The sequence below is a fragment of the Sphingomonas mangrovi genome, assembly GCF_047975845.1.
Classification (GTDB): Bacteria; Pseudomonadota; Alphaproteobacteria; order Sphingomonadales; family Sphingomonadaceae; genus Sphingomonas.
Genome location: NZ_JBIUCZ010000019.1, coordinates 20726 through 40922, shown reverse-complemented (window position 1 = coordinate 40922; position 20197 = coordinate 20726). Strand labels below are relative to the sequence as shown.

The following is a 20197-nucleotide window of genomic DNA, read 5'->3' as shown; positions in this document are numbered from 1 at the left end:
CAGGGGTTCTGCATGAAAAAGACCGTGTCGGATGGCGGGCCCGTCATCATCAAGAAATACGCCAACCGGCGTCTCTACAACACCGAGACTTCGTCCTACATCACCCTGGACCATCTCGCCGCGATGACTCGCGAAGGCCGCGACTTCAAGGTCGTCGACGCCAAGAGCGACGAGGACATCACCCACAACGTCCTCACCCAGATCATCATGGAGGAGGAAAGCCGCGGGCAGACGATGCTGCCGGTCAGCTTCCTGCGCCAGTTGATCTCGCTCTATGGCGATTCGATGCAGGCGGTGGTGCCGGGGTATCTGGAGGCGTCGATGGAGAGCTTCCGCCGCAACCAGGAGCAGTTCAAGTCCGCGGTCGAAGGCGCCTTCGCCAACTCGCCGCTGGCCGAGATCGCCAAGCGCAACATGGCGATGTTCGAGGCGGCGACCTCGGCGTTCAAGCCCGCGTCACCGGCCAACGGCAACGTCGCGCCGGCGGCCGGCGAAGGGGGCAGCGAGAGCGAGATGCAAGCGCTCCGCGCCGAACTCGCCCGGCTGCAGGAAAAGGTCGACAAGCTGGCGAAGTGAGCCCGGCCCCGGGGACGACCGGGACCCTTCGCGCTCCGTCGTGCTCCTGCGGAAGCAGGAGCCCAGGGTCCCATACACTGCCGGAGGTTGTTCTCCTTGGCCCTGGATCCCTGCCTGCGCAGGGATACGGCGGTCTGGCGTCTGGCGTCTGGCGTCTGGCGCCGCGCTTGCGCAGTTTCGTATGGGCCAATAGGAATGGCCCCCGGTTAGCGCGGCTTGACGAAACGCAGCGTCATCCGGTCGCTCTCGCCGATCGCGGCATATTTGGCGCGGTCGGTGTCGCCCAGTCGATAGCTCGGCGGCAGCGTCCAGACGCCCTTTTCCCAGTCGGCGGTGTCGCGCGGGTTGGCGTTGACCTCGGAGCGGCCGGCGAGCGTGAAGCCGGCGCGGTTGGCGAAGCCGATCACCGAGCTTTCCTTCATATAGCCGCTCTTCTCCTCGGCGGCGGCATCGCGCGCCTCGGGCAGCCGGTGCTCGACCACGCCCAGCGTGCCGCCCGGCTTGAGCATGCGGAACATCGCGTCGAACATCGCCTGCGCCTGGTCGGCGCCGCCGAAGCGCCAGTTGTGGACGTTGCGGAAGGTGAGCACCACGTCGGCGCTACCGTCGGGCACGGTGGCGTCACCGGGTTTGGCGGGAAAGCCGGCGATCCGCACCTTCGCATAGCGAGACGCGTCCTTGGCCTGGAGCGCCTGCACGCCCTTGGCGCCGTTGGGGAGCGGGGCGGCGGCATAATAGCTGCCGTTGCGTGCCAGATAGGGGGCTAGGATTTCGGTATACCAGCCGCCCGCCGGCCACACCTCGACCACCGTGTCGCCGGGCTTCACGCCGAAGAAGGCGAGCGTCTCGGCCGGGTGGCGGTAGCGGTCGCGCGCGACGTTGGTGGGCGTGCGCGACGGCGACGCGATCGCGGCGGCAAGCGCTTGCTTGGGCGTCTGCGGAGCCGCGATGGCGATCGCGGCGATGGGAGCCGCTACGGCGGCAACGACGAAGGCGGGGGCGAGGATCGGCAGCATCGGGCGCATCGGAAACCTCCAGAGGTGACGAACGCCCGTTGTGCGGCTAAGCGCGACGGATGCAAGCGGGACTTTGGAGCGGAGCGGCCGCACTGGCGGCAGTGGCGGTCGCCAGCGGCGTAGCCGACGCGCGACGGGCGCGCCGCAGCGACCTCGACCGGGTCGGCGTGATGCCGTGGCCCGGCATCCAGATGGCCGCGATCCTGTGCGCCGTGATCCTGGGCGCGCTCGCGCTGACGGGGTGAGGGATGATGTGCAGGCATGCCGGGCGGTAGCTCGGCGTTGACGCTGCACCGTAGGTCTGCCTTTCTCCCGCCTCCGGACGCAGGGGAGGCCAAGGAACATGTTCAGGATGAGTCGGCGGGTGCTGCTTGGTATGAGTGCCATCGGCGCGGCCGCAACTGGTGCCTTTTTTTCACGAGTTCGTGCGCAGGCGCCCGATGTGGGTGCGCAGCCGAAGGGACAGGATGAGCTCCGCAAGTCTGTCTCGTATAGAAAAATGATGGCAGCGTTGCCGTACGAACGTACGACCGTTCCCGGCGCCGAAGCACTCGCCGAATGGGAACGACTGAGAGCAGGAAATTCCGGTTGGCCTGTTGTCGTGGGTGACGATGACAGCCTTGCGCGGATCGCGGAGCAGTTCAGCATTGATGATCCCGCCGTGTTCGGCCGTAGCCCGATACCCATGCCTTCGCCCAGGTCGCCGGAAGCCATTCTGAAGCTCGCCGCGAAGATCCGCTTCCCCGATGACCTTCAGGATTGGGGTGGCGCCTATTCCGCTGAGGACCTGCTTGCGCCCCAAGGGGAATGGCCGGCTGACATGGCCGAGCACGGGACGGATGCAGCGGTCGGGCTCACCGTGGCCACCGACCTCGCCGGCAAAGTTCTGGATCGCGTCCATCTGCTGCGCACCCCAGCACGCCTCAGCTGGGAAGTGCCCGCGTATTTGCGCTGGGGCGATTGGAACGCCTGTCCGCCGCCGGAGTACCACGTCGCGGCCTTGCGCTTGTGGCACGAGCGCTACGGCGCGGAACTCGTCGGCATCAATGGTGATACCATGAACGTCCGGGTCCGGCGTCGACCGGCCACCCGGGAGGAGGCGATGGATCTCGCACGCCAACTTTACGGATACTGCCCCGACATCGTCGACCAGGGCGTGGGCACCCTCTCGGCCCTAGCGGCAACGCTCATGACCAGTGACTGGTGGTTCTTCTGGTGGGACTGACCTGTGGAAGCGCAACCGGCCGCTAGTAGAATTTCGCCAGCGTGAGCGTTCGTTCGATGCCGTCGCACAGGCCGAGGCGCACCTTGCGGCCGGGCGGGGCGGCGGCCCAGGCGAGGTCGGCGATGCCGACCGCGGCTTCGCGGACCGGGGCGCCGTCCACCTGGCAGATCTGCTCGCCGGCGCGCCAGCCGCTGCGCGCGGCGGGGCTGCCGCGCATGACGTGGAGCACGCGCAGCCGCTGCGCCTCATAGCCGAGCAGCAGCCCGCTGGTGGAGCGGGGCGAGTCGGCGGCGCCCGCGATCGGGCCAAGCAGCAGCCGGCCGGCGCCGGGATCGAGCAGCACGCGAAAGCGGCGGAGAAAGCCGACGCCGATGCGGCTGGGGATGCCGGTGCGCTCGGCGAAGTCCTTGCCCTCCACGCGCAGTTCCAGGTCGGTCGGTGCGGCCCCGCCCAGCCGTACCGCGTCGGTCACCGTCAGATCGGCTTCGACGGGGCCGGCAAGCCCATAGGACAGCGTCGAGGTCAGGCCGCGCTGCGGCAGCCGGGACGCCTGCCACTGGGCGCGCGTGATGCTGATGCTGGTGCCGTCGCCGGTGTCGACCATCACCGGGCGTAGCGACTCGCGGCCGAGCGTCGCCTCGGTGACGTAGAGCCCGTCGGCACGGCGCGACAGCGGGGCGCTGGCCCCGGCGAACGGCTGCGCGCCGCTCGGCAGCAGACGGAAGCGGCGACGCGCGAAATCGATGTCGAGCGCGTGGTCGCCGAGCAGGTCGGCGCCGACCAGAGCATCGACCGGCCGGCCGTCGCCGGTCTGCACCTGCGACAGGTCGAGCATCGCCATCGGCCGGTCGCCGGCGCGCAGCCCGCCGAGCGCCAGCCGCGGGACGCGCGTCCAGCCCAGTGCGAGATCGCCGCCGAGCGCCGACGCGGTGCCCTGACGCTCCGGCTTGAGCCGGATGCGCCGGGCGAAGCCGCTGTCGAGGATCGAGTGGCTGACGCCGGTGTCGAGCAGCGCGCTCGCCGGCCGGCCGGCGATCCGCATCGCGAAGCGAAGGTGGTTGGCGGGGGTGAGCTCGAACGGCACCCAGCGCTCGGCGCTGTTCTTCGCCAGCGTTTCGGTCGGCGCGCGCGGGGGCCGGGCGGGCGCGTCGGCCCCTGGCGAGGCGGCGACGACAATCGCCGCGAACAGGGCGAGCGCTTGGCGCATTCCGGCAAACTAGAGGGCGAGGGCGAGTCGCACCACCCCGCGGCTCGCGCTCCCGGCCTCACTCCGACGACAGGCGCGGCAACGGATGCCGACCCTCGTCGGCAGGACGGGGGAAGCGCGCCGCCTTACAGGCATGCCTCCAGCAGCGCCTGGTCGAAGCCGTACTGCTTGGCCTTGTCGAGCGTGTAGGGGCGCAGTCCCATCGAGCGATACTCGCCGATGATCTTCCCATCGGCCGACTCGTCGAGATACTCGAACTTGAACAGCTCCTGGGTGACGATCACCGGGCCTTCCATGCCGATCACCTCGGTGATGTTGGTCACGCGGCGCGAGCCGTCGCGCAGGCGCTTGACCTGGACGATCAGGTCGACCGAGTCGGCGATCTGCCGGCTGATCGCTTCCTTGGGCACCTTGATGTCCGACATCATCACCATGTTCTCCATACGCGCCAGGCATTCGCGGGGCGAGTTGGAGTGGAGCGTCGCCATCGAGCCGTCGTGGCCGGTGTTCATCGCCGCGAGCAGGTCGAAACACTCGGCGCCGCGGATTTCGCCCAGGATGATGCGATCCGGGCGCATACGCAGCGCGTTCTTGACGAGGTCGCGGATGGTGATCTCGCCCTGACCCTCCAGGTTGGGCGGGCGGGTTTCGAGCGGCAGCCAGTGCGGCTGCTGAAGGCGGAGTTCGGCCGCGTCCTCGATCGTCAGCACGCGCTCGCCCGGGTCGATCATCTTCGACAGGGCGTTGAGCATCGTCGTCTTGCCCGAGCCGGTGCCGCCCGAAATGACGACGTTGAACCGGCTCGCGCCCGCGATCTTGAGCGCGGTCGCCATCTTGGCGCTCATCGACCCGAATCCGGCCATCATGTCGATGGTGATCGGCTTGGCGGAGAATTTGCGGATCGAGATCGCCGTGCCCTTGAGGCTCAGCGGCGGCACGATCACGTTAACGCGGCTGCCGTCCTTCAGGCGCGCGTCGGCAAGCGGCGTGGTCTGGTCGACGCGGCGGCCGACCGAGTTGCAGATGCGCTGCGCGATCTGGAACAGATGCTCCTCGTCGCGGAACGCGATGTTGGCCAGCTCGAGCTTGCCCTTGCGCTCGACGAAGGTCTGGTCGGGGCCGTTGACCATGATGTCGCTGATCGCCGGGTCGGCGAGCAGTTCCTCGAGCGGCCCAAGGCCCAGCAGTTCGTCGACCAGCACCTTTTCCAGCGCGAACTGCTCGCGCCGGTTGAGGGTGAGCTTCAGCTCGGCGAGCACTTCGCCGATGATCGGGCGGAATTCCTCGGCCAGCTCGTCCTTCGACAGCGTCGCTGCGGCTTCCGGGTCGACGCGTTCGAGCAGGCGCGGCAGCACCTGTTCCTTGATGCGGTGGATCGAGCTTTCGAACCCCTCGACGCGGCTGTTGCCGGCCTCGCCCGACGAAGCCTGGCGATCGGCGAGGCGCTGCATCGCGTCCGCATGCAGCGCGGGGCCGTCGAACTCGGGCGCGGCGAGGGGAGACGCTTCGGCGCCGGGGAGGGGAATGTCGGTGATCGGCGGGAACTGGCCTGCGCCCTCGGTGTCCGCCGGGCGCGCGACCGTGGAGTCCTGCATCGGCCGGGCGACCCCGAACTGGGGGCGCCCCGCGGGACTACCGAGATGATTCCGTCGACCGAATGCACTCACTTGTCACGTCCTCAACGCCCGATACCGCCGGGCAGGACGATTTCTAACGCGCAAGCTTTGACAATTGCCTAACCGCCCGCGGCGGAGCGGTGCCCCCGAACGACGGCGGCCCGCCCCTCCCGCTGCACGCCGCAGGGGAGGGACGGGCCGCCAACGTGCAGCCTGTCGTGGACGGTCAGCCGGCCTGTTCGGCCAGCACCGTCAGGCCGCGGTCGTTGACCTCGGCGAAGCCGCCGACGATCGGCAGCGTCTCCGGCTCGCCGCCGGCGGTGCGGAAGATCTGGAGCACGCCGTCGCGGACCGTCGACATCAGCGGGGCATGGCCCTCCAGCACGCCGAAGTCGCCTTCGGTGCCGGGCACCACCACCATATGGACTTCCTCCGAGCGGACGAGCTTCTCGGGGGTGACGAGTTCGAAGTGCAGCATCTTGTCATCCTCGGCGCCTCCCCGAAGGGAGGCGCTGTTCGAGCCTATTTAGGCGTCCTGCGCCATCTTCGCGGCCTTGGCGACCGCGTCGTCGATGCCGCCGACCATGTAGAAGGCTGCTTCCGGCAGGTGGTCGTACTCGCCGTTCACCACCGCCTTGAACGAGCGGATGGTGTCCTCGATCTGCACGAACGCACCCGGGATGCCGGTGAACACTTCGGCGACGTGGAACGGCTGGCTGAGGAAGCGCTGGATCTTGCGGGCGCGGCTGACGGTGAGCTTATCCTCTTCCGACAGCTCGTCCATGCCGAGGATCGCGATGATGTCCTGCAGCGACTTGTACTTCTGCAGGATCGCCTGGACGGCGCGCGCGGTCTCGTAATGCTCCTGGCCGACGATGCGCGGCTCGAGCACGCGGCTGGTCGAATCGAGCGGATCGACCGCCGGATAGATGCCGAGTTCGGAGATCGCGCGGTTGAGCACGGTCGTCGCGTCGAGGTGGGCGAACGAGGTCGCCGGTGCCGGGTCGGTAAGGTCGTCCGCGGGGACGTACACGGCCTGGACCGAGGTGATCGAGCCCTTGTTGGTCGAGGTGATGCGCTCCTGCAGCGCGCCCATGTCGGTCGACAGCGTCGGCTGATAGCCCACCGCCGACGGGATGCGGCCCAGCAGCGCCGACACTTCCGCGCCCGCCTGGGTGAAGCGGAAGATGTTGTCGACGAAGAACAGCACGTCCTGGCCTTCCTGGTCGCGGAAATATTCCGCGATGGTCAGGCCCGACAGGGCGACGCGCGCGCGGGCGCCTGGCGGCTCGTTCATCTGACCATAGACCAGCGCGACCTTCGAGCCCTCCGAAATGGCGTTGCCGTCGGCATCCTTGGCGATGACGCCCGCGTCGAGGAACTCGTGGTAGAGGTCGTTGCCCTCGCGGGTGCGCTCGCCGACGCCGGCGAACACCGACGTGCCGCCGTGGCCCTTGGCGATGTTGTTGATCAGCTCCTGGATCAGCACGGTCTTGCCGACGCCGGCGCCGCCGAACAGGCCGATCTTGCCGCCCTTGGCGTACGGCGCGAGCAGGTCGATGACCTTGATGCCGGTGACCAGGATCGCGCTCTCGGTCGACTGGTCGACGAATTCCGGGGCCTTGGCGTGGATCGGGGCGGTGGTTTCCGCACCGACCGGGCCGCGCTCGTCGATCGGCTCGCCGACGACGTTCATGATGCGGCCGAGCGTCTTGGGGCCGACGGGGACGCGGATCTGCGAGCCGGTGTCGGTCACCGTCTGGCCGCGGGTCAGGCCGTCGGTCGCGTCCATCGCGATGGTGCGGACGGTGTTCTCACCCAGGTGCTGGGCGACTTCGAGCACCAGGCGATTGCCGTTGTTGTCGGTCTCCAGCGCGGAGAGGATCGCCGGCAGCGCGCCGTCGAAGGTCACGTCCACGACCGCGCCGATCACCTGGCTGATGCGGCCGACGTTGTTGGTGGTCGCCACGGGGGCGAAAGTCTCTGCGGCGGTTGCCATTGTCTCTTCCTTGCCTTCGGAACTTAGAGCGCTTCCGCGCCGGAAATGATCTCGACCAGCTCGGTCGTGATCGCGGCCTGGCGCGCACGGTTGTACTGGATCGACAGGCGCTTGATCAGGTCGCCCGCGTTGCGCGTCGCATTGTCCATTGCGGTCATCTTCGATCCCTGCTCCGACGCGGCGTTCTCGCGCAGCGCGCGGAAGATCTGCACCGCGACGTTGGAGGGGAGCAGGTCGGCGAGGATCTGCTCCTCGTCCGGCTCGTACTCGACCACCGCATCGGCGGCGGTGGTCGCCTCGGCCGCGGCGGGGATCGCCACCGGGATCAGCTGCTGCTCGGTCGGCTCCTGCGTCAGCACCGACTTGAAGTTGGCGTAGAACAGGTGCGCCACGTCGAACTCGCCGGCTTCGAAGCGGGCGATCAGGTCGTCGGCATAGCCGCGCGCGTCGGCGAAGCCGAGCTTGCCGAGATCGCCGGGCTCGACCGAGTGGACGAAGCCGTCGCGGAACTGGCGCGCCAGCACGCCGCGGCCCTTGCGGCCAATGGTGTAGAACTTGACGGTCTTACCCTGCGCCTGGAGCTCCAGCGCACGACGACGAGCGAGGCGGGCGATGTTGCTGTTGAACGCGCCGGCCAGCCCCTTGTCGGAGGTGGCGACGACGAACAGGTGGACCTGATCGCGGCCGGTGCCGGCGAGCAGCTTGGGGCTGCCCTCTCCGACGGCGACGCGCGATGCGAGGCTCGACACCACCGTCTCCAGCCGCTCGGCATAGGGACGGCCGGCCTCCGCCGCCTCCTGCGCACGGCGCAGCTTGGCGGCGGCGACCATCTTCATCGCCTTGGTGATCTTCTGGGTCGATTTGACCGAGTTGATCCGGACCTTGAGTGCCTTGAGAGAGGCCATTTAGTTCGTCACTTCCCCAAACCGTCATGCTGAACTTGTTTCAGCATCCATCTCTCCAATCGCATCGCCGCCGCTTGGGGCACGATGGACCCTGAAACAAGTTCAGGGTGACGGGTGTGTCTGTTGTGCCGTCAGCCTTTACGCGAACGTCTTGGCGAAGCTGTCGAGCGCTGCCTTCAGGCCCGACTTCGCCTCGTCGCCCAGATCCTTGCTGTCGCGGATCTTGGCGAGGACGCCCGGGTGATTGGCGCGCAGGTCCGAAAGCATCGCCTGCTCGAAGCGGACGACGTCGGTGACCGGCACGGCATCGAGATAGCCCTGGGTGCCGGCGAAGATCGACGCGACCTGCTCCTCGAACGGCATCGGCGAGAACTGGGGCTGCTTGAGCAGCTCGGTCAGGCGCGCGCCGCGGTTGAGCAGCTTCTGGGTCGAGGCGTCGAGGTCCGAGCCGAACTGCGCGAACGCGGCCATCTCGCGATACTGGGCGAGCTCCAGCTTGATCGAGCCCGCGACCTTCTTCATCGCCTTGGTCTGTGCGGCCGAGCCGACGCGGCTGACCGACAGGCCGACGTTGATCGCCGGGCGGATGCCCGCGAAGAACAGGTCGGTCTCGAGGAAGATCTGGCCGTCGGTGATCGAGATCACGTTGGTCGGGATGTACGCCGACACGTCGCCCGCCTGCGTCTCGATGATCGGCAGCGCGGTCAGCGAGCCGCCGCCGTTCGCGTCCGACATCTTGGCCGCGCGCTCGAGCAGGCGGCTGTGCAGGTAGAAGACGTCGCCCGGATAGGCTTCGCGGCCCGGCGGACGGCGCAGCAGCAGCGACATCTGGCGATATGCGACCGCCTGCTTCGACAGATCGTCGAACACGATCAGCGCATGCATCGCGTTGTCGCGGAAATACTCGCCCATCGCGGTGCCGGTGTAGGGCGCGAGGAACTGCATCGGCGCCGGGTCGGACGCGGTCGCGGCGACGACGATGGAATATTCCATCGCGCCATTCTCTTCGAGCGTCTTGACCAGCTGCGCGACGGTCGACCGCTTCTGCCCGACCGCGACATAGACGCAGTAGAGCTTCTTCGACTCGTCGTCGCCGGCGTTGGCGGTCTTCTGGTTGATGAAGGTGTCGATCGCGACGGCCGACTTGCCGGTCTGGCGATCGCCGATGATCAGCTCGCGCTGGCCGCGGCCCACGGGCACGAGCGCGTCGATCGCCTTGAGGCCCGACTGCATGGGCTCGCTGACCGACTGGCGCGGGATGATGCCCGGCGCCTTCACCTCGACGCGGCTGCGCTTCTCGGCGACGATCGGGCCCTTGCCGTCGATCGGGTTGCCCAGACCGTCGACCACGCGGCCGAGCAGGCCCTTGCCGACGGGGACGTCGACGATGGTGCCGGTGCGCTTGACGGTGTCGCCCTCGCGGATCTCGGCGTCCGAGCCGAAGATCACGACGCCGACGTTGTCGGCTTCGAGGTTGAGCGCCATGCCCTGCACGCCATTGGCGAACTCGACCATCTCGCCCGCCTGGACGTTGTCGAGGCCGTAGATGCGCGCGATGCCGTCGCCGACCGACAGCACCTGGCCGATTTCGGAGACCTGCGCCTCGCTGCCGAACGAGGCGATCTGGTCGCGGATGACCTTGGAGATTTCTGCGGCGCGGATATCCATGTTCAGCCTTTCATCGCGTGCGCGAGGGTGTTCAGACGGGTCTTGATCGAGCTGTCGATCATCAGGCTGCCGATCTTCACGACAAGCCCGCCCAGAAGCGAGGGGTCGACCTTCAGGTCGACGGAGACGTCCCGGCCGACGCGCGTGCGAAGCTGCTGCTTCAGCTGGTCGACCTGATCGTCGGAAAGCGGATGCGCGGAGGCGACCTCGGCGGTCACTTCGCCGCGATGCTGTGCGGCGAGCGCCCGGAACGCGCGGATCGCGGCGGGCAGCTCCTTCAGCCGGCGGTTCTGCGCCAGCACACCCAGGAAGCGCTTGGTGGTGGGGTCGACGCCGATCGAGTCGGCCACGGCCTCGACCGCTTTGGTCGCGGCGTCGCGCGCGACCAGCGGGCTTCCCACGAGCGCGCGGAAGTCGCTCGATTCGTCGAGTGCCTGGCGAACGCCGCCCAGGCTCTGTTCCACCGTCGCGATCGACTGGTCGTCGCGCGCCAGTTCGAACAGCGCGGTCGCATAGCGGCCGGCCAGGCTTGCCTGGATGCCACCGCTTAGATTGCCGCCGGAAGTCTCCACGCGATCCCTATCCCAACATTCCAAAGAAGGCGCTTACGCCATGGGGAACAGGGCAGTGCCGGATGAACGCCCCCCTGAATGGCTGGCGCGCGGTTAGCAAAGGGGGGGCGGATATGCAAGCCGCGCGCCGGTCCGGATCGCGGTCGCGCCCGGCTGCGGCGCTGCGGTTTCCTTCGCGGCGGAACGCGCCTAACCCGTTGTCCTACCTTGAAGGAGCGCGTGCGATGACCGGCAGCATGATCCGCATGACCATGTCCGACGGTGCCGAGATCGGCGTCTACCGTGCCGAGCCGCAGGGCACGCGCCGCGGCGGCCTGGTGCTGATCCAGGAGATCTTCGGCATCACCGATCACATCCGCGACCTGTGCGAGGGCTTCGCCGCGGACGGCTACGAGGTGCTGGCGCCCGCGCTGTTCGATCGCGAGGCGCCGGGGTTCGAAGCGCCGTACGGCGGCGAGGGGCTGCAGCGCGGCGTCGAGCTGTCGCGCGACATCCATCCGATCGAGACCTCCGTCGCCGACGTGCAGACGTGCATCGACGCGTTGCGGGATGCGGGGCCGGTGTTCGCCGTCGGCTATTGCTACGGCGGCTCGGTCGCCTGGTTCGCCGCCACCCGGCTGAAGGGGCTGACGGCGGTGTCGAGCTATTACGGCCGGCTGGTGCCCGGTTCGAACGAAGTGCCGAAGGTGCCGACGATCGCCCATTTCGGTCGCGACGATCCCGGCATCCCGATCGCCGGCGTCGAGGCGCTCGCCGCATCCGCGCCGGACAATGCGACGATCTATATCTACGACGCCGGCCACGGCTTCAATTCGGACCGCCGCGACGACTATGCGCCGGCCGCGGCGAAGCTCGCCCGCCAGCGCACCCTCGACCTGTTCCGTGCCAACGGCGGGTGAGTCAGGCGGAGGGCCCGGCCAGCGCCAGCGTCATGCAGCAGCTGAACGGGTCCTCGCGATAATCGGCGAACGGTGGGCAGCGAGTGAAGCCATGCCGTTCATAGAGCCGGCGCGCGGGGGCGAAGCCGTCGGGCGTTCCCGTCTCCAGGCTCACCTGCGCGTAGCCGCGTTCGCGTGCGACGTGCAGCAGGTGCCCCAGCATCGCGGCGCCGATGCCGCGGTTGCGGGCCGCGTCGACGGTCCGCATCGACTTGATCTCGCCGTGTCCGGCGTCGAGCTCGCGCAGCGCGCCGACGCCGAGCAGCGCCCCGTCGGCATCGCGCGCCGAGAAGAAGGTCAGATCGCTTCTCCGCAGACCTTCCAGTGGCAGGGCGTGAACCGACTCCGGCGGCGACTGGGCGTGCATGCCGGCGAGATGCTGGGCGAGCAGCGCCTGGACGTCCGCCCGGTCGAGCTCGCCCGTGTGGAAAGCGACGGGTTGGTCAGCGCTCGCCACGGTCGGGCCTCGCCACCGCGTACATTTCGCGGGCAATTTCCTTCGTGAGGGCAGAGCGGTCGCCGTCCGCCTCGTAGAGATTGCCGTGGTCCTTGCCCGGCACGAACCGGAACGAGGACTTCGCGCCCAGCCCGTCGAGCACCGCCTTCAGCCGGTGCGCCGGCCCGTCGAGGTAAAAGGTGTCGGCGGTGCCCACCGTCAGGTGGAGCTTGCCGTCGAGGTCGGGCTTGAGCGTCTGCCAGTCGCGCGCGACGATGTGCGCCACGTCGTAATGGTCGCGCCAATAGGCGACGACCTGCTTGTCGATCGCGCCGGTCGCGCGGTCGAACACCGGCAGCGGGCGGCCGTCGGCGCCGCGCGGCGAGAACACCCATTCGAAGCTGGCGAACTGTCCGCCATAGGGGCCGAGCACCTGCTCCAGCCGCCCGAACTGGCGCAGCGTTGCCACCACCTTGCCGTCGCGGCGGACCAGTGGCCGGTCCTTGCCGTCCGGCCCGGCGTAGAAATTGGCGTCGTCGTAGAGGTTCACGTTGGTGAAGTCGTGGAAGTCGGCCGGGTCCGGCGCGGTCGGCCAGCTGCCGCCGAACGTCTTGGGATAGGCGACCTGCAGCCACAGCGTCGACCAGCCGCCCGAGCTGTGCCCGGTGAGAAACCGCCCGCTCGGCCGCGCATCCATCCAATAGCGTTTTTCGAGTTCGGGAATCACTTCCTCGACCAGCGCCTGGCCGACGGGGCCGTTGTTCGCCGAATCGGCGAACTCGTGGGTGCCGGTGGCGATGTGATGGTCGAGATAGACCCAGATCATCGGCGGGACGTCGCCCTTGGCCATCATCGCCGTCATGCTCGCCGCACTCAGCCGCGCCGAGGAGAGCGTGCTGCCGAAGCCGCCATCCGAATAGACGGTGGGGTAGGTGCCCTTGCCCTCGGCATAGCCGGGCGGCAGCGCCACCCAGCCTTTGATGCTGGTCGGCGTGCCGTGGAAGCGGGTGAGCAGGGTGCTGTGCACCGCGACCGGCTCGACTCGGGTAAGCGCCGCCTCCAGCGGCTTGCGCCGCTCGGCGGGCAGCCGGGCGAGCATCGCCGCGTCGTCCGCCGCCGGCTCGATATGTTCGAGCAGCAGCGTCGGCACCGGCCCGGGCAGCGTCACCGTCACGACCTTCGACAGGAGGTCACCCGCCTCGCGCCCGCCATAGGCATAGCTGTGGTCGCGATCGAGCAGCGCCTGCACCCGATAGGTGCCCGCGGGCAGCGTCGCGAAGGCGGCGGGATAGGCATCGGTGCCGGTGTCGACGAGTGCGGGCGTACCCGGCCGCAGGTCGCTCACCTCGCGCGCGGCGACATAGGTGGCGTTGGGCGAAAAGGGGGAGACGTCGAGCGCCTCCTCGGGCTTGGCGCCGGGCTCGACGGCGCGGGCGAACACCAGCAGCCGGCCGGCATTGGTCGCGCCGAGCTCGGGGGCGGCGGCGACGGGGATCGCGAGCGGCGGAGCCTCCTGCGCGGAAAGGGCGGTGCCCGACAGCAGCAGTGCGGCGGCGAGCGTCGTGGTGCGCAGCATCAGTGGGTCCCCCGTGCGGCATGGCAGCTGTAGACCAGCCGTTCGTTCGGCAGCTGCGGCAGGGCGGCGCGGATCGCCGCCTGCTGCGTGGCGAGGTTCGCGCGGCCCGCGCTCTCGCCCGCGCATTGCTTCAGGTCGACGCCCTGGCGCAGCCGTCGCGCCTCGGCCATGCGCTCGCCGTTCAGCAGGTAGCGGGTGTTGATGTAGGTGCCGGTGGCGGGCTCGTAGCGCAGCACCGACACGGTCTGCTCCTCGTCGGGGACGAGGATGCGTTCCCAGCCGCTGTTCTGCGCCTCGGCATACTGCGTGCGGCCGTTCATGCAGCCGTTCGCCTGCCAGTCCATCGCCACCTCGGGCGTGACGGAGACGGTGACGCGGCTGCGCTCGGGCACCAGCGTGCAGAGCAGCTTGCCGGTGAGGCCCGCGGCGGACGTGGCGGGCTTTGTCGGAGCCGGCACCGAATCGGGATCGAACGACGGCCGGCTGACGAACAGCGCCACGGCGCCGATCAGCAGCACGCCGCCGCCTGCGCCGGCCCAGATCGCCTCGCGCCGCTTGCCGCGGCTCGCCATCAGCCCGGCACCGCCGCCGGCGAGTGCGGCGAGCACCAGCAGCACCGCGGCGCCGGCCATGAAGTTCTCGCGAGTCGCTTCGTTGCGCTCGCGCGCGCTTTCGATCGCGGTCGCGCGCTCGGCGGCGGCGCGCTCGGCGGCGACGCGGGCGCGGGCGGCATCCTGCTGCGCGGCGTCGGCGGACGCGGCGCGATCCTGTGCCAGCAGTTCCTCCATGCCGATGCAGGTCGTGCCGACCGCGATCGCCTGCTGTCCGGCCTCACGCAGGAAGCCCGACAGCTCGCTGCCGGCGATCGCGAAGCCGAAGCTCGCGTCGCCGTCGTCGCCGCGGGTCAGCGCCGAGTTGACGCCGAGCACGCGGCCGCAGCGGTCGAGCAGCGGCCCGCCCGAATTACCCCGCGCGATGCTGGCGGTGTGGAGCAGCACGCCCGTGGTGCCGAGCCGCCGCATGCCCGAGAACACGCCTTCCGAGCGCACCGGCGACAGCGGCGTGATGAAGTCCGACGCCGATTGCGCCGTCGCCAGATCGACGTTGCCGGGATAGCCGAGCGCCACCGTCGCCTCACCCTCGCCGATCGGCCCGTTGTAGAGCGCGAGCGGGGGAAGCTTCAGCCCCTGTACCTCGATCAGCGCTAGGTCGCGCTCCGGATCGACCGCGATCAGCCTGCCCTGGTAGGACTTGTCGCCCTCGGACGGCACCACGCCGATCACGACGGCGCCGGGGTACCGTCCCTCCAGCTCGACGACGTGCGCGTTGGTGACGATCCGGTCGGGGCCGACCGCGAAGCCGCTGCCGTGGCCGAAGCCCACCACCTCGTCGTCGACCACCGCCAGGGTGACGACCCGCACGACGCCGCGCGCGGAGGCGGAGATATCGTCGGCCCGCGCCGGCGCCGCCCAGGCGACCAGCAACATCAGCATCCACAGCAGTCGCGCCACGCGGCAATCCCGTCTTTCCAAAGTGCGGCGCCTGTTTCGGGGAAAGCGGGGCCGCGTTCAAGCGGGGCGAGGCGATCCCGGCTCCCCCCGTCATCCTGACGGAAGTCAGGATCCATTCGCGTGACGCCAATGGTGTTCGAAGGGCGCGCCTCTGGTGGTGCGGGTGGCGGTTGTCCTTACCCCTCCGACGGGAGCGGCAATGGATCCTGACTTCCGTCAGGATGACGAATAAATGGCTACAGGAAATTATACGGGTCCACGTCCACCGCCACCCGCACTTTGCTCGGCCACTCCACGCTGCCCAGCCAGCCGCGGATCACGTCCTGCACGTCCAGCTGCCGGCGCGCATGGACCAGCAGGCGGAAGCGGTGGCGGCCGCGCAGCATCGCAAGCGGGGCGGGGGCGGGGCCGAAGACGTGCATTCCCTCCACCTCGGGCGCGGCGCGGCCGATGCGGCGGGCGGCGTCGTTGGCGGCGTCCTTGTCCTCCGACGAGACGATGATCGCGGCATAGCGGCCGAACGGCGGCACCTCCGCCTCCTGCCGCGCCTCGGTCTCGGCGGCGTAGAAGCTCTCGGCATCGCCCGACACCAGCGCGCGCATCACCGCCGCGTCCGGGGCGGTAGTCTGGATGAAGACGTGCCCCGGCTTCTCGCCGCGCCCGGCGCGCCCGGCCACCTGCATGATCTGCTGGAAGGTGCGTTCGGCCGCGCGCAGGTCGCCGCCGGCGAGGCCCAGGTCGGCGTCGATCACGCCGACCAGCGTCAGGTTCGGGAAGTGATAGCCCTTGGTCACCAGCTGGGTGCCGACCACCAGGTCGATCTCGCCCGCCTCCATGCGATTGACGAACTCGGCGGCCTTGGCGGGCGACCAGAGCGTGTCGGAGGTGACGATGGCGATGCGCGCGTTGGGGAACAGCGCGGCGGCCTCGTCGGCGATACGCTCGACGCCGGGGCCGCAGGCGACCAGCGCGTCCTCGGCATCGCACTCCGGGCATTTGCGCGGGGTCGGGATCATGTGCCCGCAATGGTGGCAGGACAATCGGTGGATCAGCCGGTGCTCGACCATCCACGCGGTGCAGTTGGGGCATTGGAAGCGGTGCCCGCACGATCGGCATAGGGTGAGCGGCGCATAGCCGCGGCGGTTGAGGAACAAGAGCGCCTGCTCGCCGCGCGCCAGCGTCTCGTCGATCGCGTTGACCAGCTTGGGCGCGATCCAGCGGCCGCGGATCGGCGGCTCGGCGATCAGGTCGATCGGCTCGATCGCCGGCAGCTCCGCCTTGCCGTAGCGGCCCGGCAGCTTGAGTTCGGTGTAGCGGCCGAGTGCGACCTGGTGGCGAGTCTCGATCGCGGGCGTCGCGGAGGCGAGCACCACCGGGCAGCGTTCGAACAGCCCGCGCATCACCGCCACGTCGCGCGCGTGATAATGGACGCCGTCCTCCTGCTTGAAGCTGGTCTCGTGCGCCTCGTCGACGACGATCAGGCCGAGGTTGGCATAGGGCAGGAACAGCGCCGAGCGTGCGCCGACCGTCACCAGCGCCTGGCCCGTGGCGATCGCCCGCCAGGCACGGCGGCGCTGGGTGGAGCGCAGGTCCGAATGCCACGCCACCGGCTCGCAGCCGAAGCGCGCGTGGAAGCGCTTGAGGAACGGTTCGGTCAGCGCGATCTCGGGCAAGAGCACCAGGCTCTGCTTGCCCGCGGCGATGGCGGCGGCGATCGCCTCGAAATAGACCTCGGTCTTGCCCGAACCCGTCACCCCGTCGAGCAGGAAGGGCTGGAACGGCTGGGTGTCGACCGCGTCGCGCAGCACGCCGGCGACCTCGGCCTGCTGTTCGGACAGCACCGGCACGCCGTGGTCGGGATCCGGAGTCGGATAGGGCACGTCGATGTCGACGCTCACCGCCTCGATCGCGCCGACCTTGACCAGCCCGCGCACCACCGCCTCCGACACGTCGGCCATCGTCGCCAGCTCGCGCACCAGCCCCTGGCGGTCGCCGATCCGCTCCAGCGCCTGCTCGCGCTGCGGCGTCAGCCGGTCGGGCACCTCGCCGGTCGCGCGATATTCGGTGGCGAGCTTCGCGCCCTCCAGCGCCGATGTGGAGGACAGCGCCATGCGCAGCACCGCGGCCGGGGCGGCGAGATAATAGTCGGCGGTCCACTCGATCAGCCGGCGCAATGGTGCCGGGATCGGCGGCGCGTCGACCACGCCCAGCAGCGGGCGCAGGCGGTTGTCGCCCACCTCCTCGGCCGGCAGCCGTTCCGCCTCCCACACCACGCCCAGCAGCTGGCGGGGCCCGAGCGGGGCGATCACGATCGAGCCGGGCTCCACCGCCATGCCGTGCGGCACGCGATAGTCGAGGGGGCCGAGGGCGGCGTTGAGGACGAGGACACGGGCGCGCGAGGAAATCATGCAGCGCCCGAGATAGGGACGCGCGGCGCGATTGGGAATCGCCCGAGTCAGTCGGCAGGGATGTCGCCGCTCCCGCCGTCCTTGGCATCATAGGCACGCGCCGAGCCGCGCCGCGCGCGCTTGGCCGCGTACAGCGCCTTGTCGGCGCAATGGACGAACCCGCGCAGCGACCCCAGGCAGTCGGCGTAGCGCACATAGCCGATCGTCGCCGAGGTCGGCACCGCGCCGTCGACGGTCGTCACCGGCTGGCGCAGCACGGCGAGCAGCCGCTCGGCGAGACCGGGGAGGTCGGCGTTCAGTTCGGGATCGGTGACGATCAGCGCGAACTCGTCGCCGCCCAATCGCGCGGCCAGGCTGCCGCGCAGCCGCGAATCGGTCAGGCGACGGCCCACCGCGCGCAGCACGTCGTCGCCGACATTGTGGCCGTGGGTGTCGTTGATGCCCTTGAACTCGTCCAGATCGATCAGCAGCAGCGCCGTCGGGCTTTGCCGGGCCTGGGCGTGGTCGATCGCCTCCGCGAGCGCGCGGTTGAACGCCGCGCGGTTGGCGATGCCGGTGACTTCGTCGGTGTCGGCCGACCGGCGGAGCCGCTCCTCCAGCTGCCAGTGCTCGGTGACGTCCTGCATGATCCCCGACACACCGCTGGGGCGGCCGCCTTCATATTCGACCTGCCCGACCGAGCGCACGCGGCGGTGCTGGCCGGTGGCGGAGACGAAGTCCATCTCCAGCGTGAAGGGCTCGCCGGTTTCGATCGTCCGCGCGACCATCGCGGACAGCCGCTCGCGGCTGAAGTCGCTGAAATAGGAAAGCGCCTCGTCCACCGACAGCCGCTGGCCCTCCGGCACCTCGTAGATGCGGTACATTCCTTCCGACCAGACGGTCTCGTGCGTGTCGAGCGAGAACCACCAGGAACCGATCAGCGCGAGCTTCTCGGCCTGGCGGAAGATTAGGTCCTGGCGGCGCAGCTGGCGGCTCTGCTCGGCGGCGGTGCGCGCCACCGCGACCGCGCCGGCGGTCGCGACCTCGGCCTCGATCAGCGTCTCCAGCACGTCGCCGAGCTGGCGCAACGCGGCGAGCGCGGCGGGTGCGAGGGTACGCGGCGCCAGGTCCATGACGCACAGCGTCCCCACCGGCTCGGTGATCCGGCGGGCGCGGTTGGTGACGTGCAGCGGCACCCCGGCGTAGAAGCGCACCGGATCGTTCGTCGTCACCACCGCCAGATCGCGGAAGCGCGGATCGCCGGCGGCGTCGTCGACCACCAGCGGCGCGTCGGTCTGCACCGTCACGTCGCAGAACGCCTCGGCACGCGGCAGCGGCTGCCTGGGAAGGCCATAGCCTGCCTTCACCCAGAACCGATCGCCCTCGATCAGGTTCACCGCGGCGATCGGCGTGTCGACCAGCCGCTTGGCGATCTGCGCGATCCTGTCGAACGCCGCCTCGGGCGCCGCGGCGAGCAGCGTCTGGACCTCCGCAGGCGACATCGCGATTTCGCGCGCAGCATTGTACAGTCGCTCCGGCATGGCCCCGGCCTATCGGGCGACGGGTTGATTTTTCGTATCTTTTCGAAAAGGCGGCGGGTGGAAACGAGCGACGCGACGGAGACCGGGAACGCGCCGCTGCCGCTGCGCTACGGCCGTCATCTGGCGCGCGACCGCCGCCGGTCGGTGAACACGGTGCGCGCCTATCAGGCGACGGCCGAGCGGCTGCTCGCCTTCCTGCGCGCGCATCGCGGCGGGCCGGTCGACGAGGCGGTGCTGAGGGCGCTGAGTGCCGCCGATCTGCGCGCCTTCCTCGCGCATCGCCGCAGCGAAGGACTCGGCAACGCCTCGGCCGCGCGCGAGCTGTCGGCGGTGCGCGGCTTCCTCGCCTGGGTGGGGGGCGAGGGCGCGTCGCTGCCGCGGGTGAAGGGACCGCGCGTGAAGAAGGGCGTGCCGCGGCCGATCTCCCCGGACGAGGCGATCGCGCTGGCGGAGGACGTGTCGGAGGAGGCGGCCGCGCCGTGGATCGCCGCGCGCGACTGGGCGGTGCTGCTGCTGCTCTACGGCGCCGGCCTGCGCATCGGCGAGGCGCTGGGGCTGACCGGCGCGGTGCTGCCGCTGGGCGAGACGATCGCGGTCACCGGCAAGCGCGCCAAGACGCGGATGGTGCCGCTGCTGCCGCCGGTGCGCGAGGCGATCGAGTCCTACGTCCGGCTCAACCCCTGGGGCACCGCGCGCGATGCCGAGCTGTTCCGCGGCGCCAAAGGAGGCCCGCTGGCGGCGGGCGTCGTCCGCCGATCGGTACGCGCCGCCCGTGTCCGGCTGGGGCTGGGCGACCGCACCACGCCGCATGCGCTGCGCCACAGCTTCGCCACCCACCTGCTCGGCCGCGGCGCCGACCTGCGCGCGCTGCAGGAACTGCTCGGCCATGCGAGCCTCAGTTCGACCCAGGTCTACACCGCGGTCGATGCGGCGTATCTGCTCGACGTCTACCGCAACGCCCATCCGCGGGCGTGATGCGTGCGGGTTCCGGGCTCCTGCGCAGGCAGGAGCTCAGGACCACGGA

Annotated in this window: 18 protein-coding genes; 5 read left to right on the top strand and 13 right to left on the bottom strand. The window is 69.7% G+C overall.

What is annotated here, in order from left to right:
- Nucleotides 1-12: 12 nt before the first annotated feature.
- Nucleotides 13-576, top strand: coding sequence for a polyhydroxyalkanoate synthesis repressor PhaR (gene phaR / locus ACBY01_RS10630; protein ID WP_416460806.1), 564 nt, complete (start codon nucleotides 13-15; stop codon nucleotides 574-576).
- 206 nt (nucleotides 577-782) lie between these two features.
- Here phaR and ACBY01_RS10625 read toward each other — a convergent pair whose 3' ends face one another.
- Nucleotides 783-1601, bottom strand: a complete 819-nt coding sequence (locus tag ACBY01_RS10625) for a class I SAM-dependent methyltransferase (protein WP_416460805.1) — start codon at nucleotides 1599-1601, stop codon at nucleotides 783-785.
- Between the two features lie 50 nt (nucleotides 1602-1651).
- Here ACBY01_RS10625 and ACBY01_RS10620 point away from each other — a divergent pair, with 50 nt between their 5' ends.
- Both ACBY01_RS10620 and ACBY01_RS10615 read left to right on the top strand, forming a co-directional pair.
- The gene (locus ACBY01_RS10620; protein WP_416460804.1) at nucleotides 1652-1837 is read left to right on the top strand and encodes a hypothetical protein; all 186 of its coding nucleotides are present in this window, start codon (nucleotides 1652-1654) and stop codon (nucleotides 1835-1837) included.
- Nucleotides 1838-1944: 107 nt separating this feature from the next.
- Nucleotides 1945-2817, top strand: a complete 873-nt coding sequence (locus tag ACBY01_RS10615) for a DUF4253 domain-containing protein (RefSeq protein ID WP_416460803.1) — start codon at nucleotides 1945-1947, stop codon at nucleotides 2815-2817.
- Nucleotides 2818-2839: 22 nt separating this feature from the next.
- Here the strand turns inward: ACBY01_RS10615 and ACBY01_RS10610 are convergent, their stop codons facing one another.
- From ACBY01_RS10610 to ACBY01_RS10580, 7 genes are all read right to left on the bottom strand, one after another.
- Entirely contained in the window at nucleotides 2840-4024 is a 1185-nt protein-coding gene (locus tag ACBY01_RS10610) for a retropepsin-like aspartic protease (RefSeq protein ID WP_416460802.1), read from the bottom strand.
- 125 nt (nucleotides 4025-4149) lie between these two features.
- Entirely contained in the window at nucleotides 4150-5619 is a 1470-nt protein-coding gene (locus tag ACBY01_RS10605) for a TadA family conjugal transfer-associated ATPase (RefSeq protein WP_416460801.1), read from the bottom strand.
- 247 nt (nucleotides 5620-5866) lie between these two features.
- Nucleotides 5867-6118 (bottom strand): ATP synthase F1 subunit epsilon, encoded by a 252-nt coding sequence (locus ACBY01_RS10600; protein WP_416460800.1) that lies wholly within the window; start codon nucleotides 6116-6118, stop codon nucleotides 5867-5869.
- A gap of 48 nt (nucleotides 6119-6166) precedes the next feature.
- The gene (atpD, locus tag ACBY01_RS10595) at nucleotides 6167-7639 is read right to left on the bottom strand and encodes a F0F1 ATP synthase subunit beta (RefSeq protein WP_416460799.1); all 1473 of its coding nucleotides are present in this window, start codon (nucleotides 7637-7639) and stop codon (nucleotides 6167-6169) included.
- A 23-nt stretch (nucleotides 7640-7662) separates the two neighbouring features.
- Nucleotides 7663-8544, bottom strand: coding sequence for a F0F1 ATP synthase subunit gamma (locus ACBY01_RS10590; protein WP_416460798.1), 882 nt, complete (start codon nucleotides 8542-8544; stop codon nucleotides 7663-7665).
- Between the two features lie 138 nt (nucleotides 8545-8682).
- The gene (gene atpA / locus ACBY01_RS10585; RefSeq protein WP_416460797.1) at nucleotides 8683-10212 is read right to left on the bottom strand and encodes a F0F1 ATP synthase subunit alpha; all 1530 of its coding nucleotides are present in this window, start codon (nucleotides 10210-10212) and stop codon (nucleotides 8683-8685) included.
- Nucleotides 10213-10214: 2 nt separating this feature from the next.
- Nucleotides 10215-10784, bottom strand: a complete 570-nt coding sequence (locus ACBY01_RS10580) for a F0F1 ATP synthase subunit delta (protein WP_416460796.1) — start codon at nucleotides 10782-10784, stop codon at nucleotides 10215-10217.
- 224 nt (nucleotides 10785-11008) lie between these two features.
- Between ACBY01_RS10580 and ACBY01_RS10575 the strand changes: the two genes are divergently transcribed.
- Nucleotides 11009-11683, top strand: coding sequence for a dienelactone hydrolase family protein (locus ACBY01_RS10575; RefSeq protein ID WP_416460795.1), 675 nt, complete (start codon nucleotides 11009-11011; stop codon nucleotides 11681-11683).
- A 1-nt stretch (nucleotide 11684) separates the two neighbouring features.
- Here ACBY01_RS10575 and ACBY01_RS10570 read toward each other — a convergent pair whose 3' ends face one another.
- From ACBY01_RS10570 to ACBY01_RS10550, 5 genes are all read right to left on the bottom strand, one after another.
- The gene (locus ACBY01_RS10570) at nucleotides 11685-12179 is read right to left on the bottom strand and encodes a GNAT family N-acetyltransferase (protein ID WP_416460793.1); all 495 of its coding nucleotides are present in this window, start codon (nucleotides 12177-12179) and stop codon (nucleotides 11685-11687) included.
- Entirely contained in the window at nucleotides 12166-13734 is a 1569-nt protein-coding gene (locus ACBY01_RS10565; RefSeq protein ID WP_416460792.1) for an alpha/beta hydrolase, read from the bottom strand. Before ACBY01_RS10565 ends, ACBY01_RS10570 begins: the two co-directional genes overlap by 14 nt.
- Nucleotides 13734-15245, bottom strand: coding sequence for a S1C family serine protease (locus ACBY01_RS10560; RefSeq protein ID WP_416460791.1), 1512 nt, complete (start codon nucleotides 15243-15245; stop codon nucleotides 13734-13736). Before ACBY01_RS10560 ends, ACBY01_RS10565 begins: the two co-directional genes overlap by 1 nt.
- 236 nt (nucleotides 15246-15481) lie before the next feature.
- Complete coding sequence (locus tag ACBY01_RS10555; RefSeq protein ID WP_416460790.1) at nucleotides 15482-17653, bottom strand: primosomal protein N'; 2172 nt, start codon at nucleotides 17651-17653, stop codon at nucleotides 15482-15484.
- Between the two features lie 47 nt (nucleotides 17654-17700).
- The gene (locus ACBY01_RS10550; protein WP_416460788.1) at nucleotides 17701-19173 is read right to left on the bottom strand and encodes a diguanylate cyclase domain-containing protein; all 1473 of its coding nucleotides are present in this window, start codon (nucleotides 19171-19173) and stop codon (nucleotides 17701-17703) included.
- 57 nt (nucleotides 19174-19230) lie between these two features.
- Between ACBY01_RS10550 and ACBY01_RS10545 the strand changes: the two genes are divergently transcribed.
- The gene (locus ACBY01_RS10545) at nucleotides 19231-20148 is read left to right on the top strand and encodes a tyrosine recombinase XerC (RefSeq protein WP_416460787.1); all 918 of its coding nucleotides are present in this window, start codon (nucleotides 19231-19233) and stop codon (nucleotides 20146-20148) included.
- Nucleotides 20149-20197: the final 49 nt, after the last annotated feature.